This is a genomic window from Rhizobium terrae, from assembly GCF_003425685.1.
GTDB classification, from domain to species: domain Bacteria; phylum Pseudomonadota; class Alphaproteobacteria; order Rhizobiales; family Rhizobiaceae; genus Neorhizobium; species Neorhizobium terrae.
In genome coordinates this window covers 113,570-128,624 of record NZ_QJKM01000006.1, presented here as the reverse complement: position 1 = coordinate 128,624, position 15,055 = coordinate 113,570, and the positions used below count along the sequence as shown (strand labels likewise).

The 15,055-nt window shown below is 63.0% G+C and carries 13 protein-coding genes; 11 read left to right on the top strand and 2 right to left on the bottom strand.

From position 1 onward, the window contains the following. Positions 1–103 precede the first annotated feature (103 nt). Positions 104–778, bottom strand: a complete 675-nt coding sequence (locus tag DMO26_RS12695; RefSeq protein ID WP_117192735.1) for a GntR family transcriptional regulator — start codon at positions 776–778, stop codon at positions 104–106. Positions 779–1,115: 337 nt separating this feature from the next. Between DMO26_RS12695 and DMO26_RS12690 the strand changes: the two genes are divergently transcribed. From DMO26_RS12690 to DMO26_RS12645, 10 genes are all read left to right on the top strand, one after another. Continuing rightward, positions 1,116–2,255: a BMP family ABC transporter substrate-binding protein gene (locus DMO26_RS12690; RefSeq protein WP_117192442.1), complete on the top strand. Its 1,140-nt coding sequence runs from the start codon at positions 1,116–1,118 to the stop codon at positions 2,253–2,255. A gap of 37 nt (positions 2,256–2,292) precedes the next feature. Then, a complete protein-coding gene (locus tag DMO26_RS12685) occupies positions 2,293–3,420 on the top strand; it encodes an ABC transporter permease (protein ID WP_117192441.1) in 1,128 nt (375 codons plus the stop codon). Between the two features lie 2 nt (positions 3,421–3,422). Beyond that, positions 3,423–4,346, top strand: coding sequence for an ABC transporter permease (locus DMO26_RS12680; RefSeq protein WP_117192440.1), 924 nt, complete (start codon positions 3,423–3,425; stop codon positions 4,344–4,346). Between the two features lie 13 nt (positions 4,347–4,359). Then, the gene (locus DMO26_RS12675) at positions 4,360–5,376 is read left to right on the top strand and encodes a formamidase (RefSeq protein WP_117192439.1); all 1,017 of its coding nucleotides are present in this window, start codon (positions 4,360–4,362) and stop codon (positions 5,374–5,376) included. An 11-nt stretch (positions 5,377–5,387) separates the two neighbouring features. Next, positions 5,388–6,089, top strand: a complete 702-nt coding sequence (biuH, locus tag DMO26_RS12670) for a biuret amidohydrolase (protein WP_117192438.1) — start codon at positions 5,388–5,390, stop codon at positions 6,087–6,089. Continuing rightward, positions 6,086–7,639, top strand: a complete 1,554-nt coding sequence (locus tag DMO26_RS12665; RefSeq protein WP_117192437.1) for an ABC transporter ATP-binding protein — start codon at positions 6,086–6,088, stop codon at positions 7,637–7,639. The genes biuH and DMO26_RS12665 overlap by 4 nt, the downstream gene beginning before the upstream one ends. Continuing rightward, on the top strand, positions 7,639–8,322 hold the full coding sequence (locus DMO26_RS12660) for a cysteine hydrolase family protein (RefSeq protein WP_117192436.1): 684 nt from the start codon (positions 7,639–7,641) through the stop codon (positions 8,320–8,322). Before DMO26_RS12665 ends, DMO26_RS12660 begins: the two co-directional genes overlap by 1 nt. Then, the gene (locus DMO26_RS12655) at positions 8,315–8,668 is read left to right on the top strand and encodes a cupin domain-containing protein (RefSeq protein WP_117192435.1); all 354 of its coding nucleotides are present in this window, start codon (positions 8,315–8,317) and stop codon (positions 8,666–8,668) included. Before DMO26_RS12660 ends, DMO26_RS12655 begins: the two co-directional genes overlap by 8 nt. Beyond that, entirely contained in the window at positions 8,665–10,497 is a 1,833-nt protein-coding gene (atzF, locus tag DMO26_RS12650; protein ID WP_117192434.1) for an allophanate hydrolase, read from the top strand. Before DMO26_RS12655 ends, atzF begins: the two co-directional genes overlap by 4 nt. Positions 10,498–10,661: 164 nt before the next feature. Continuing rightward, positions 10,662–10,847: a hypothetical protein gene (locus tag DMO26_RS12645; RefSeq protein WP_117192433.1), complete on the top strand. Its 186-nt coding sequence runs from the start codon at positions 10,662–10,664 to the stop codon at positions 10,845–10,847. A gap of 12 nt (positions 10,848–10,859) precedes the next feature. Here the strand turns inward: DMO26_RS12645 and DMO26_RS12640 are convergent, their stop codons facing one another. Then, a complete protein-coding gene (locus tag DMO26_RS12640) occupies positions 10,860–11,768 on the bottom strand; it encodes a LysR family transcriptional regulator (protein ID WP_205421212.1) in 909 nt (302 codons plus the stop codon). 132 nt (positions 11,769–11,900) lie between these two features. Here DMO26_RS12640 and mdlC point away from each other — a divergent pair, with 132 nt between their 5' ends. After that, the gene (mdlC, locus tag DMO26_RS34935; protein ID WP_205421211.1) at positions 11,901–14,984 is read left to right on the top strand and encodes a benzoylformate decarboxylase; all 3,084 of its coding nucleotides are present in this window, start codon (positions 11,901–11,903) and stop codon (positions 14,982–14,984) included. Positions 14,985–15,055 lie beyond the last annotated feature (71 nt).

Genomic DNA, 15,055 nt, shown 5'->3' with positions numbered 1-15,055 from the left:
TCGGACTTCTGCAGCCTGACCGCTCGGCCTTTCGCTTGGGCTCAAGGCACTCATCACTGCAATCGACACACTGGATCAATCGCAGGCTCCGCCTGAACGCTCTTCACTCTCCCGGCGTCGCGAAGACCGCACTCGCATCGCTGACGATCTCCACATGTGCATAGGCCGCCTGCCCGGCTGCCTGACCGTCCGCCCGGACGATCGCCGTAACGATCACATCGTGCTCCTGATAGGATTTCGCAAGTCGGCCCGGCAGGCGGAACTGGGCCCGCCGGAAAGGCGCGAGCCTGGCCCGGGTCTGCATCACCATTTCGAGGACATGGTCGTTATGGGCGCCGCGATAGAGCCGGGTGTGAAATTCGGTGTTGTGGGCGGAATACTCCTCTTCCGCTCCGGCATGCACCAGCCTCATCGAACCGCGATGTTCGAGTTCCAGCGCCCGCCGTTCGTCCACGGTCATGCGTTCGGCAGATAACCGCGCACAGATGCCCTCCAGCTCGGCCATAGCCTCGAACATCGAATGGAGATAGCTGCCGGTCACATTGGTGACGATGGCACTGCGGTTTGGTTCGCGACCCACAAGCCCCATCGCGCCGAGTTCCCGGAGCGCCTCGCGCACCGGCGTTCTGGAGACCTCGAAACGGGAAGCGAGCGAGATTTCGTCGAGCTTCTCCCCCGGCAGAATCGCGCCGGTGACGATCATGTCGGCGATCGCCCTGACCATCTGTTCGACGGTGGTTCCGGTACGAATGACCTCTCTGCGCTTGACCTGCTTCACGATACCAATCTGCTTGTTCGAACTCTGCATACAGATGCAGGTCGGGATTCAATAAGTCAAATCCGGCCGCCAAGATATTGGTAAATTTTTGCTTTCCAGGTTGTTGGAGAAGAACCGGCAATTGCCGTATTGCCGACCCTCTCTTCGAGATGAACAAATAATACATATTGATTATTCCTTAATCAGAAAGACGATCAATCTGCATGCACTTTTTATGCGGCATATTCTCGCGGTAAAAACTAACAAGTAAAAACAATGGGTTGAATTCTGGCATGCGCATTGCATGCACTTTTGATGTACCCGTCGTAACCGGCCATGTGCCGCAAGGAGCATTCCGATGACCAAACTCCTTTCCCCGAATCGCACCATGAACCGCCGCAACTTCCTCCAGGCCTCCGCCGCCGGTGCGCTGGCCGGCGTCGCTCCCGGCCTGATCGGCTCGCCCGCCGCGGCCCAGACCGCTCTTACCGTCGGCTTCATCTATGTCGGCCCGAAGGACGACTACGGCTACAACCAGGCGCATGCCGAGGGCGCCGCCGTCATCAAGAAGATGCCGGGTATCACGCTGGTCGAGGAAGAAAACGTTCCGGAAACCGTCGACGTCCAGAAGACGATGGAGTCGATGATCAATCTCGACGGCGCGACCCTGCTCTTTCCGACCTCCTTCGGTTATTTCGATCCCCACATGCTGGCCATGGCTGCCAAATATCCCAAGGTGCAGTTCCGTCATTGCGGCGGCCTGTGGACCGAAGGCAAGCATCCGATGAACACCGGATCCTATTTCGGTTACATCCATCAGGGTCAGTACCTGAACGGCATCACCGCCGGTTATGCCTCCAAGACCAAGAAGATCGGCTTCGTCGCCGCCAAGCCGATCCCGCAGGTGCTGCAGAACATCAACGCCTTCCTGCTCGGCGCCCGCTCCGTCGATCCGGCCATCACCTGCCAGGTGATTTTCACCGGCGAATGGTCGCTTGCCGTCAAGGAAGCGGAGGCCACCAACGCGCTGATCGACCAGGGCGCCGATGTCGTGACCTGCCATGTGGACAGCCCGAAGGTGGTCGCCGAGACGGCTGCCGGACGCGGCGCCTTCGTCTGCGGTTACCACGCCAACCAGTCCGCGCTCGCCAAGGACAAGTACCTGACCGGCGCTGAATGGGCCTGGGGAAATGTCTATACGAACTTCATTAAAGCCGCCCAAGGTGGCCAAAAACTCGGCAATTTCGTCCGCGGCGGCCTGAAGGACGGTTTCGTCAAGATGAGCCCGCTCGGTTCTGCCGTATCCGCCGAGGCGCGCAAGAAGTTCGAGGCGACGCTCGCCGAAGCCATGGCCGGCAAGCTCTCCGTCTTCAAGGGACCTTTGAAGGACAACAAGGGCAATGTCGTGATCACCGCCGGCAAGGCCTACGCGGAAGATGCGATCGATCTCGAAAGCATGGCCTATCTGGTTGAAGGCGTAGTCGGATCGACCTCCTGACCCGGCGGGCCTGACGTAACGTGAAGGGAAGAGCGCCATGACGGTTGAAGCGAACGATCCCGGACTATCCATAGCAGCGGGAAACGGGGCCTCGCTCCGACCCCTCCTCGAATGGCTTGCGCGGCGGGCCGAGCCCGTGGCGATCGGGCTCGTGGCGATCCTGATCGGCCTGGCCCTCTTCTCCATCTTCATCCTGGTGATCGGCAAGTCGCCGGTCACCCTCTTCCAGCTGATGTACACCGGCGGGTTCGGAAGCTGGTTCTCGATCCAGAACAGCCTTTCCCGCGCCGCTCCCCTGTTGCTGACGGCGCTCTGCGTCGCCCTTCCCGCCCGCCTCGGCCTCGTCATCATCGGCGGCGAAGGCGCAGTCGTACTGGGCGGCGTTGCCGCGGCGGCGGCAGCCATGCCGTTCGTCGGCGTCGTGGCGCCGATCGTGCTTTTCGTCTTCATGGGGATCGCCGCCATGGTGATCGGCGGCCTCTGGATCGGCCTTGCCGGTTTTCTCCGCCACTATCGCGGCGTCAACGAAACCATCTCCTCGCTGCTGCTCGCCTATATCGCGATCGCCCTGATGAACCAGTTCGTCGAAGGGCCGTTGCGTGATCCGGCAAGTCTCAACAAGCCGTCCACCAAGCCGCTGCCGGCGGACTACATGATGGGCGACATCCCGGGAATGGACGTGCATTGGGGTCTCGTCATCGGCGTCATCGCCTGCATCGTCTCCTGGGTTCTGATCGAAGTGACGAGCTACGGTTTCGCAGCCCGCATCGCCGGCGGCAATGTCCGTGCCGCGCAGATCCAGGGACTGCCGGTCGGCAGGCTGATCGTCGGCTTTACGGCGATAGCCGGCGGTTTCGCAGGTCTTGCCGGCATGATCGAGGTGGCGGCCGTGCAGGGCAGCGCCAACGCCTCGCTCGCCGCCGGATACGGCTATACCGGTATCCTCGTCGCCTTCCTGGCGCGGCACAATCCGCTGGCGATCATCCCGGTCGCCGTGCTGCTCGGCGGCATCGATGCGTCGGGCGGCCTCATCCAGCGGCGCATGGGTCTTCCCGATGCGACGGTGCTGGTGCTGCAGGGCACGCTCTTCATCGTCATCCTCTTCTGCGAGACTTTTTACGGCCGCTTCAAGATCTTCAATCCCGACCTCTGGAAAAGGAACTGACGATGGAAAACGGTATTGGCCTCTGGGGCGTGCCGCTGGCGATCTTCGCGGGCGCCATCCGCGTCTCCACTCCTTTCATCTTCGTGAGCCTCGGCGAGACGATCACCGAGCGCTCCGGCCGCATCAATCTCGGGCTGGAAGGCACGCTCGTCTTCGGCGCCATGACGGCCTATGCCGTCGCGGTCCTGACCGGTTCGCCGACGCTTGGCGTGCTCGCCGCCATGGCGGCGGGTGCCGTCTTCGGCCTCATCCACGGCTGGATCTGCAAGTTCCCGAAGGTCAACGACATCGCAATCGGCATCGCCATGATGCAGTTCGGCCTCGGCATGGCGTTTTTCCTCGGCAAGCCCTTCATCCAGCCGGTCGCGCCGAAACTGCCGTCCATTCCGCTGGGCGGCTGGTCGAGCACTCCACAGGTCCAGGCGGCGCTCAACATCAACGTCCTGTTCTTCATCGGCGCGGCCCTCGCCCTCTTCCTGTTCTGGGCCTTCAAGAATACCCGCCTCGGCCTCATCCTGCGCGTCGTCGGCGACAGCACCGATGCGGCGCGCGCCATGGGCATCAATCCCGACCGCGTCCGCCTGCTCGCAACGGCGGTCGGCGGATCGCTGGCAGCGATCGGCGGCGCCTATCTCTCACTCTATTATCCGGGCTCCTGGAACGAAGGCATTTCCTCCGGCCAGGGGTTGATGGCCGTGGCGCTGGTCATCTTCGCCCGCTGGAACCCGATCGGCTGTTTCCTCGCCGCCCTTCTCTTCGGAGGCGCCGGCGCGCTCGGGCCGGCGCTGCAATCGGTCGGGGTCACGCAAGGCTACTATCTCTTCTACGCGGCCCCTTACGTGCTGACCCTCATCATCCTGATCATGACGTCCTCGCCGACCCGCTCGCTGGCCGGCGCACCGGGCGCGCTTTCATTGACGAAATAAAAGGAGCAATCCGATGAACGGACTTGGCGGTCTCAACAAATCCGAACACGGCGTCGGCATCGGTCTCGTGCAGCTTCAACTGCCGGTCACCGTAACCAGGACGGATCTTGCCAGGCAGACGCAGGTGATCGTCGATCTTGTCGGCAAGGCGCGGCGCAATCAGCCGGGCATGGATCTCGTCGTCTTTCCCGAATACGCGTTGCATGGCCTTTCCATGGACATCAACCCGGAGATCATGTGCACGCTCGACGGGCCGGAGGTTGCGGCCTTCAAAAAGGCCTGCCGGGACAACGCGATCTGGGGCTGCTTCTCGATCATGGAGTTGAACCCAGGCGGCATGCCCTACAATTCCGGCATCGTCATCGACGACCGGGGCGCACTGAAACTCTATTACCGCAAGATGCATCCCTGGGTGCCGGTCGAGCCCTGGGAGCCGGGCGATCTCGGCATTCCGGTGATCGACGGGCCGAAGGGCGCAAAGCTCGCGCTGATCATCTGCCATGACGGCATGTTCCCGGAAATGGCGCGCGAATGCGCCTACAAGGGCGCCGAGATCATGATCCGTACCGCCGGCTACACCGCGCCGATCCGCGATGCCTGGCGCTTCACCAACCAGTCGAACGCCTTCTGCAACCTCATGGTCACGGCCAATGTCTGCATGTGCGGCTCGGACGGTACGTTCGATTCGATGGGCGAAGGCATGATCTGCAATTTCGACGGCACGATCATCGCCCATGGCACGTCCGGCCGGGTGAACGAGATCATCACCGCCGAAGTCAGGCCCGATCTGGTGCGCGAGGCGCGGCTCGGCTGGGGCGTCGAGAACAATATCTATCAGTTCGGCCATCGCGGTTATGTCGCCGTCGCCGGCGGCGCGGGCGATGCGCCCTACAGCTACATGCACGATCTCGCCGCCGGGAAATACCGCCTGCCATGGGAAGCGCAGGTAAAGGTGACCGACGGCACCTCCTGCGGCTTCGACAAGCCCGTGCGCCGTTACGGCGAAACCCTGAAATCCGCTGCTGAATAGGAGAAACGACGATGGACGCGATGGTAGAGGTCAAAGGGCATTTTATCGACGCCGATCCTTACGCATGGCCCTATAACGGCGCGCTTCGCCCCGACAACACGGCCCTGATTATCATCGACATGCAGACCGATTTCTGCGGCAAGGGCGGTTATGTCGATCATATGGGCTACGACCTCTCGCTGGTGCAGGCGCCGATCGAGCCGATCAAGCGCGTGCTGACCGCCATGCGTGAAAAAGGCTACCACATCATCCATACCCGCGAAGGCCACCGCCCTGACCTCGCCGACCTGCCGGCCAACAAGCGATGGCGCTCGCAGCGCATCGGCGCGGGCATCGGCGATCCCGGCCCCTGCGGCCGTATCCTGACGCGCGGTGAGCCGGGCTGGGACATTATCGAGGAACTCTACCCGGTCGAAGGCGAGGTCATCATCGACAAGCCCGGAAAGGGTTCGTTCTGCGCCACCGATCTGGAACTCATCCTCAACCAGAAGCGCATCGAGAACATCATTCTGACCGGCATCACCACCGATGTCTGCGTCTCGACCACCATGCGCGAGGCGAACGACCGCGGCTTCGAATGCCTGCTTCTCGAAGACTGCTGCGGCGCCACCGACTACGGCAATCACCTCGCCGCCATCAAGATGGTGAAGATGCAGGGCGGCGTCTTCGGTTCCGTCTCCAATTCGCAGACCTTGGTGGGCCAGCTTCCATGAGCACGATCGTCCGCGACACCCCACTCCCGCAGACCGGCAAGGCGGTCGGCATCGAAACGCTCGGCATGACCATGCGCTTCGGTTCCTTCACCGCGCTCGACAACGTCTCGATTTCGGTGCCCGCCGGTTCGTTCCACGCGCTGCTCGGAGAAAACGGCGCCGGCAAGTCGACGCTCGTCAAATGTATCATGGGCTTCTACCACGCGACGGCCGGTTCGCTGTCGGTCGACGGCCGCGAGGTGGCGATCGGCTCGCCCCGGGATGCCGCGACCTATGGGCTCGGCATGGTCTACCAGCATTTTACGCTCGTCCCGTCGCTGACCGGTGCCGAAAACCTCGTCATCAGCCGGAGCGAAGTGCCGGCGGTCATCAACTGGGCGAAGGAGCGCAAGGAACTGGCGGCTTTCATGGAGCGCATGCCGTTCCAGATCCCGCTCGACCGGCCGGTGAGCGAGCTTGCCGCCGGCGAGAAACAGAAGCTTGAAATCGTCAAGCAGCTTTATCTCGGCCGCTCCTTCCTCGTCCTCGACGAACCGACCTCCGTTTTGACGCCGGCGGAAGCCGACGAGATGCTCGGCCTGGTGCGCGGCATGACCGAACGCGGCGAGCTGACCGTGCTGATGATCAGCCACAAGTTCCACGAGGTGACCAAATTCGCCGACGCGGTCTCGATCCTCAGGCGCGGCAAGCTGGTCGGTACCGGCAATGTCGGCGAACTTTCCACGGCGGACATGGCGGCGATGATGATCGGCGATGTGAAACTCGCCGAACTCGACAGCCGCCTGCCGGTGCCGGAGGCGGCCAAGCCGGTGCTGAAGGTGGAGCAGGTCAAGGCACCGGATCGTTCCGGCCTGAAGACGATCGAGATCGAGGACCTGACGGTGCGTTCCGGTGAGATCGTCGGCATAGCCGGAATTTCCGGCAACGGCCAGAAGGAACTGACCGAAATCCTCGCCGGCCAGCGGCCGACCGATACCGGCCGCGTCGTCGTTAATGGCGAAACCTATGGCGCTACGCGGCCAGAGACCCGCAAGAACAACGTCCGCTTCATCCCCGAAGAACCGTTGCAGAACGCCTGTGCGCCGAAGATGACGGTCAGCGAAAACCTCGCCTTCCGCACCTTCGACCTGAAATCGGACGGCAAGGATGCGATCTGGCTTTCCAAGGGCTCGATGAAGAAGAGGGCAACCGCCCTCATCTCCGATTTCAAGGTCAAGACCGCATCGTCCTCCTCACCCATCGCGGCCCTTTCCGGCGGCAATGTGCAGCGCGCCGTTCTGGCGCGCGAGCTGACCGGCGATGTCGACCTACTGATCGTGTCCAACCCCTGTTTCGGCCTCGATTTCTCGGCCGTGGCGGAAATCCGCGCCCGCATCATGAAGGCCCGCAATTCCGGCACCGCCGTATTGCTGCTTTCCGAAGATCTCGATGAACTGCTCGAAATGTCCGATCGCATCATGGTGATTTCGGAAGGCAAGCTGGTCTACGAGACGCCGGCGCGCGGGGCGGATATCGGCGTCATCGGCGCCCACATGGCGGGGCATCACTGATGGGTGACATCAAGGCAGAACCTTTCGTTTTTCCGGCAAAGCCGGAAGCGCTGGCACTGATCGTCATCGACATGCAGCGGGATTTCGCCGAGCCCGGCGGTTTCGGCGCGAGTCTCGGCAACGACGTCAGCCGCATCACGAAGATCGTGCCGGATGTGAAACGCCTCATCCAGGGTTTTCGCGATGCCGGCCTGCCGGTCATCCACACGATGGAATGCCACAAGCCCGATCTCTCCGATCTGCCGCCTGCCAAGCGCGACCGCGGCAGTCCTTCGATCCGCATCGGTGACGAAGGTCCGATGGGCCGGGTGCTGATATCCGGAGAACCGGGCACGGCGATCTTGGCCGAACTGGCGCCCATCGACGGCGAAGTGGTGATCGAGAAACCCGGCAAAGGCGCCTTCTATGCCACCAAACTCAGCGATGTGCTGAAGGAAAAGAGCATCACGCAGCTCGTCTTTGCCGGCGTCACCACGGAAGTCTGCGTCCAGACGACCATGCGCGAGGCCAACGACCGGGGCTACGAATGCCTGCTCGCCGAAGAGGCGACGGAGAGCTATTTTCCCGAGTTCAAGGCCGCCGCCATCGCGATGATCCGCGCCCAGGGCGCGATCGTCGGCTGGACAGCCCATGTGGACGACATCCTGGAGGGGATTGCCCCAAAGGAGACTGCAGATGCCTGAATCGACCCGCGAACTGCTGACATCGGGCGGCTGGAAGGATTTGGAATTCGCCCCCTTCCGTGATGATGTCACGATCCATTGGATCAGACCCTTCGACGGCGATCAGCCGGGCGTGGCGCTGCTGAAATACGAGGCGGGCGCTTCCGTGCCGCGCCACCGCCACGAAGGCCTCGAAACCATCCTGGTGCTGGACGGCGTGCAATCCGACGAGGCCGGCGATTACGGGCGCGGCAGCTATATCGTCAATGCGCCCGGCACCGAACACTCCGTCTGGAGCGATACCGGCTGCGTCGTGCTGATCCAATGGGACCGGCCCGTGAAGATACTGGAAGAGGAAATGGCATGAATTCGACCACACCGGCCTTCGATATCGCCTCGCTGCATGCGTTCTATCGGGATGGCGGCAGTGTTACCGAGATCATCGAAACGGTCTTTGCGCGCATTGCGGAGGTGAACGATCCCGGCATCTTCATCCACCTGGCGGACAGGGCCGCCGTGCTTGCAGAAGCCGCAAAGCTCGGCGCCTTCGACCCGGCAAGGCCGCTCTTCGGCATTCCCTTTGCCGTGAAGGACAATATCGATGTCGCCGGCATGCCGACGACTGCTGCCTGCCCGGACTATGCCTATCTGCCGGAAAAGGATGCGACCGTCGTTCGCCTGCTCAAGGAGGCCGGCGCGCTCGTCGTCGGCAAGACCAATCTCGACCAGTTCGCCACGGGCCTCGTCGGCGTCCGCTCGCCCTATCCTATCCCGAAGAACGCCATCGACCCGAAACTGGTGCCGGGCGGCTCGTCCTCCGGTTCGGCGGTGGCGACGGCCAGAGGGATAGTCAGCTTCGCGCTCGGCACGGATACCGCCGGCTCCGGCCGCATCCCGGCTGGCCTCAACAACATCGTCGGGCTGAAGCCGAGCGTCGGCGCCTTGTCGACGACCGGCGTCATTCCCGCCTGCCGCACGCTCGACTGCGTCTCGGTTTTCGCGCTGACGGTGGATGACGCCTGGAAGGTCTTCTCGGTCGCCTCGCGATATGACGAGTCCGACGCCTATTCGAATTCCATTCCGGCCACCGGTTTCCGTGCCGCCCCGCCCATAGTGAGGATCGGCGTTCCGGCCAAGACCGATCTTCAGTTCTTCGGCGACATATCAATGGAGGCGGCTTATGCCGACGCATTGTCGATGCTGACGAAGCTTGGCCACAGGCTGGTAGAAGTGCCTTTCGGCGATTTCTACAAGGTCGCCAGCCTGCTTTATGAAGGCGCCTGGGTGGCGGAACGTTATGCCGCGATCAAGCCGTTTTTCGACGAGAAGGAAACCAGTCTCCATCCGGTGACGCGAAAGATCTATGGCGGCGCCAAGGCGCTCCTTGCAGCAGATGCCTTCAACGGTTTCTACGCGCTGCAGACATTGAAGAAAAAGCTCGCACCGCTGATCGCCTCGGTCGATCTGTTCTGCGTGCCGACCGCGCCGGCACACTACACGGTTGCCGATCTGGAAGCGGAGCCGATCCGCGAAAACTCCCGCCTCGGCACCTACACCAACTTCGTCAACCTGCTCGATATGTGCGGCATCGCCGTACCGACCGGCACCCGCACCGACGGCCTGCCGGCGAGCGTCACGCTTTTGGCAGCATCCGGCAAGGACGGATTGACGGCGACGCTTGCCCGCGACGTGCATCAGGCAAGCGGGCTGACGCTCGGCGCGACCGGCTGGGCTCTCCCCGCCCCCGCTGAAACAGAGGTGATATCAGACGATGGCGATCTCATCGATATCGTCGTGGTCGGCGCTCATCTTTCCGGCATGCCGCTCAATCATCAGCTTACCGATCTCGACGGAAAATTCGCCCGCACCGCCAGGACATCGGCTGCCTACAAGCTTTATGCGCTGGCCGGCACAGTACCGCCGAAACCCGGCATGCTGCGCGTCGACGAGGGCGAAGGCGGCGAGATCGAGGTGGAGGTCTGGAAGCTGACGCCGGCGGCCTTCGGCCTGTTCGTCGCGGCGATCCCCGCTCCGCTTGGCATCGGCACCGTCACGCTCTCGGACGGCAGTTCGGCAAAGGGTTTCCTCGCCGAGCCGCTGGCACTGAAGGGCGCGGTCGACATTACCGGCTTTGGCGGTTGGCGCGCCTACATGAAGGAAGTGTCTTCGTTGCAGCGGATCGGCAAAACCGCCTGACCGGCGAAGCCTGCCATGTGACGCGGCCGCGCGGGCGTTGCGTCGGGTCGCCGCGTCGCGGTTGTCATATATCCCTCCTTTTAGGACGTACAACGTCTGTCTAAGGAACATTGGCCGCTCTTACAGGTTCGGTCATTCCGAAGTTGCACGATGGAGGAGAGCCAATGGCTATCGAACAGGCACCGACCGAAAAGGGCCGCCAGGCCGCACGCGGTTTCAAGCAGGAAACCCGCAGGCAAGAGAAAAAGGTCGAGGCGCAGAAAGGCTCCGATCTTGCCAAGGGCGCCGACCGCTTCGAGGAACGCGCGAAGAGTTCCGACGGCAAGAGCGCAGGCGACAAGCAGTATTGACGCAGTAACCGCTCAGAGGCTTTCGCCGCTCCATGTCTCGCTGACGCGGCGGATGGCCTGCAGCAGGTTCGCGGTCGGCGGCGTCATCAGACCCTTCTTGCGGCGATAGACCCGAAATGTCCGTTGCCAGTCGAGCTGGGGCACGTTGACCCGGGCCATGTCGCCTCTCGCCACCTCGTCCCGCACCAAGGGTAGCGGCATCCAGCAGAACAACGATTCCGACAGTACCGCCGCCTTCAGCACCGGCACCGAACGGGAGATGATCGACGGCGCGTCCGGCTCCAGCGCGTTGTCGTGGAAGCGGCGCTGCCATTCCCGAACCGTCGGGGTTCCGGGCGGCGGCATGGCCCAGCCGAACCCTGCCGCTTCGGCAAGCGGCACATGCTCCCGCGCGACGATCGGATGGTCGGCTCTCGCAAACACCGAGACCGTATCGTGCATGACATCCGGCGTGGCGATGACGATATCGTCGTCGAGATAGGGTTCCGGCGAGATGGCGACATCGATCATGCCGCCCTTCAAACCTTCCAGCACGCGGTCTTCAAGGTCTTCGATGATTTGATACTGCACTTCGGGGTACTGGCTGCGCATGTCGCCGATGACGGCGATGATGAAGCCGCTGACGACGCTCGCCACGCCGCCGATCCTGACCACGCCCCGGCTTGCGCCCCGCATCTGCTGAATGACGTCACTCGCGTTGCCGATCTCGGAGAGGACCAACTTGGCATAAGGAAGTAGCGCATCGCCGAACACGGTCGGCATCACGCCCCGCGTCGTCCGCTCGAACAACGGCACGCCATAGCTGTCCTCCAGCCGTTTCAGCATGCGGGTAATCGCCGGCTGGGTCATGTTGAGCGCCGTCGCAGCTGCGCCGAGACTGCCGCGGCGGGCGCATTCCAGAACAATTTGAGCCGATCGCACATCCAAAGCCATGCCTTCATGTAATGGATTCTTGGAAATTCTTCAATTCCAAGACAAGGCGCGATCTGCGACACTCCCGGCAGACCATGTGTACTCGGACCGTATCCGAGGGGCCGGGAGGAGGCTCTGACCATGAACAAGATGTCGCTGGATTTCATCTCCGGCAGTACCGCGCTGCGCCAGCAGACAGTGGCCGAGGCGGTGTTCGACTTTCTGCGCCGGAAGGGGATGGACCGCATCTTCGGCAATCCGGGCTCGACCGAACTGCCGACGTTCATGAACATCCCCGAAGACTTTTCCTACGTTCTCGGCCTGCAGGAATCGATCGTCGTCGCCATGGCGGATGCCTATGCGCAGGTGACGCGCGGCCCGGCTTTCGTGAACCTGCACTCTGCCGCCGGCCTTGGGCATGCGCTCGGCAATATCTATACGGCCTATCGCAACCGCGCGCCGCTGATCATCACCACCGGCCAGCAGAGCCGCGATCTTCTGCCGCATGATCCTTTCCTCTTCGCCGAAAACCCGACGGACTTTCCGAAACCCTATGTGAAATGGGCCTGCGAACCGGCGCGCGCCGAAGACGTGCCGGCGGCGATCGCCCGCGCCTATCATATGGCGATGCAGGCGCCGCGCGGCCCGGTCATGGTCTCGGTGCCGCTCAGCGACTGGCAGGCGCCGGCGCGGCCGATCGCCATCCGCGACGTCGAGACGGTGATCAGCGCGCCGGCCTCCGCGCTCGATGATCTGGCGGCCCGGCTCAACGATGCGAAGGAACCGGTGCTGGTCGTCGGCCCCGGCGTCGATATCGACGGCGGCTGGGATGCGACGGTGCGGCTTGCGGAAATCCTGCAGGCCAAGGTCTGGGTCAGTCCGCTATCTTCGCGCGGCAGTTTCCCGGAACGGCATCCGCTGTTTGCCGGCTTCCTGCCCGCCTTCCAGCCGAAGCTCACCAACTGCCTCGGCAATGCCGACCTCGTGCTGGTACTTGGCGCACCTGCCTTCACCTATCATTTCGCGGGCTCCGGCCCGGATATTCCGCCGGGCGCCGAACTCTGGCTGATCACCGACGATCCGGCCCAGGCGGCCGGCGCGATCGCCGGCAATGCGATGATCTCCAATCTGCGCACAGCGGCCGAAGGTCTGGTCCAGCGGGTTCGCAGCCGGCCGCAGCGGAGCGACTTGCCGGCCCGCACCATTCCGAGGCTGAAGACGCCCAGGGGCATCACCCAGGAATTCTTCTACCAGACGCTCGCCGACGTCCGTTCGCCGGACAGCATCGTCTTCGAGGAAGCGCCGGGCGGCCGCGATGCACTGCACGACTTCTTCCCGATCGAACGACCGACCGGTTTCTTCGCCACCGCCAGCGGCGGCCTGGGTTACGCCCTGCCCGGCTCGGTCGGCGCGGCGCTGACAAACCCGCAGCAGCCGGTCATCGCCGTGATCGGCGACGGCTCAAGCCTTTATTCCATCCAGTCGATCTGGTCGGCGGTCGAATACGACGCCAACCTCCTGATCGTCATCCTGAACAATGGCGGCTACAAGGTGCTGAAGGCGATCGCCGAGCGGAGCGGCTCGGGTCGCATCGACGGCGTCGACATCGGCCACATGGATTTCGTCAAGATCGCCGAAGCACAGGGCTGCAAGGCCGTGCGCTGCGAAAAAGGAGAAGAGCTGTCCTCATGCCTCCAATACGTTCTGGGCATGAAGGGGCCGCGCCTGCTGGAAATCATTCTGTCGGAGGAGAAGACTGAAATGAACATCGCTGTAAGAAACGACAAAGTCCTCAAGGCACCGGAAAAATTCTTCATCAATGGCGAATGGGTCGCCCCATCCGGCACGAACATGCTCGACGTCATCTCGCCGGTGACCGAGGAAGTGCTGCTGCGCTATCCGGAAGCGACCAATGCCGATATCGACAAAGCCGTTGCCGCCGCCCGCGACGCCTTCGACAACGGCCCGTGGCTGCGCATGAGCAACAAGGAACGCGCCGGTTATCTGCGCAAGGTCGCCGAACTGCTCACCGCCCGCCTCGACGACATCGCCAATGCCTGGACCACCCAGGTCGGCGCGCCGATCTTCCTGACCAAGAAGCTCGTCGGCCAGAACCCCGGCCTCTACACCTATTATGCGGACCTGATCGAGAAGGACGATTTCGTCAGCCACCGCAAGCGCGCCGATGGCGGCAATGTCCGCGTCGTGCGCGAGCCGGTCGGTGTTTGCGCCGCGATCACGCCGTGGAATGCGCCGATGGTTCTACTGAACTACAAGGTCTCCGCAGCGCTTGCCGCCGGCTGCACCGTCGTTTCCAAGCCCTCGCCCGAAACCCCGCTGGATGCCTATATCCTTGCCGAATGCATCGAGCAGGCCGGCATTCCGAAGGGCGTCTTCAATCTCGTCCCGGCCGGCCGCGAAGGCGGCGACTATCTCGTCCGCCACAAGGGCATCGACAAGGTCTCCTTCACCGGCTCGACGATTGCCGGCCGCACGATCGCGGCCGCCTGCTCCGAGCGCCTTGCCCGCTACAGCCTGGAACTCGGCGGCAAGTCCGCGGCCGTGCTTCTCGACGATGCGGACTTCGCCAAGGCATTGCCGAGCCTGATGGTCTATTCCATGCCGATCACCGGCCAGGTCTGCTTCTCGCTGACCCGCATCCTGGTGCCGGAATCCCGCGCCAAGGAATTCACCGATCTCTATGTCGGCGCGGTGAAGAACATCAAGGTCGGCGACCCTGCCGATCCGACCACCCAGATGGGCCCGCTCACCATGGCCCGCCAGCTTGCCCGCGTGGAAGGCTATATCGCCGCCGGCCGCGACGGCGGTGCGACGATCGCCTGCGGCGGCGGTCGCCCGGCCGGCCTCGACAAGGGTTATTTCATCGAGCCGACCGTCTTCACCGGCGTCACGATGGACATGAAAATCGCCCAGGAAGAAATTTTTGGTCCGGTCGTGTCGATCATCACCTACAAGGATGAGGAAGAGGCGGTCAGGATCGCCAACGATACGATGTACGGCCTCTCGGGCGCCGTCTTCACCGCCAATCCGGAGCGCGGCTACGCCTTTGCCCGCCGCATGCGCACCGGCAGCGTCACGGTGAACGGCATGATCGTCGATATCCACCATCCGTTCGGCGGCTTCAAGCAGTCGGGCGTCGGCCGCGAAGGTGGTCCGGAAGGACTGGAGAATTATTTCGAGGTCAAGACGATCCACATGGCCTGATCGCCATTCGATTGACGTCTCGACAAAAAGGCCGCCGGATGGAAGTCCGGCGGCCTTTTTCCCCTCCGTGC

What these genes read in the sequence shown, in the direction of transcription:
- DMO26_RS12690 (WP_117192442.1), top strand. Translation starts at nt 1,116, where the DNA reads ATGACCAAACTCCTTTCCCCGAATCGCACCATGAACCGCCGCAACTTC.
- DMO26_RS12685 (WP_117192441.1), top strand. Translation starts at nt 2,293, where the DNA reads ATGACGGTTGAAGCGAACGATCCCGGACTATCCATAGCAGCGGGAAAC.
- DMO26_RS12680 (WP_117192440.1), top strand. Translation starts at nt 3,423, where the DNA reads ATGGAAAACGGTATTGGCCTCTGGGGCGTGCCGCTGGCGATCTTCGCG.
- DMO26_RS12675 (WP_117192439.1), top strand. Translation starts at nt 4,360, where the DNA reads ATGAACGGACTTGGCGGTCTCAACAAATCCGAACACGGCGTCGGCATC.
- biuH (WP_117192438.1), top strand. Translation starts at nt 5,388, where the DNA reads ATGGACGCGATGGTAGAGGTCAAAGGGCATTTTATCGACGCCGATCCT.
- DMO26_RS12665 (WP_117192437.1), top strand. Translation starts at nt 6,086, where the DNA reads ATGAGCACGATCGTCCGCGACACCCCACTCCCGCAGACCGGCAAGGCG.
- DMO26_RS12660 (WP_117192436.1), top strand. Translation starts at nt 7,639, where the DNA reads ATGGGTGACATCAAGGCAGAACCTTTCGTTTTTCCGGCAAAGCCGGAA.
- DMO26_RS12655 (WP_117192435.1), top strand. Translation starts at nt 8,315, where the DNA reads ATGCCTGAATCGACCCGCGAACTGCTGACATCGGGCGGCTGGAAGGAT.
- atzF (WP_117192434.1), top strand. Translation starts at nt 8,665, where the DNA reads ATGAATTCGACCACACCGGCCTTCGATATCGCCTCGCTGCATGCGTTC.
- DMO26_RS12645 (WP_117192433.1), top strand. Translation starts at nt 10,662, where the DNA reads ATGGCTATCGAACAGGCACCGACCGAAAAGGGCCGCCAGGCCGCACGC.
- mdlC (WP_205421211.1), top strand. Translation starts at nt 11,901, where the DNA reads ATGAACAAGATGTCGCTGGATTTCATCTCCGGCAGTACCGCGCTGCGC.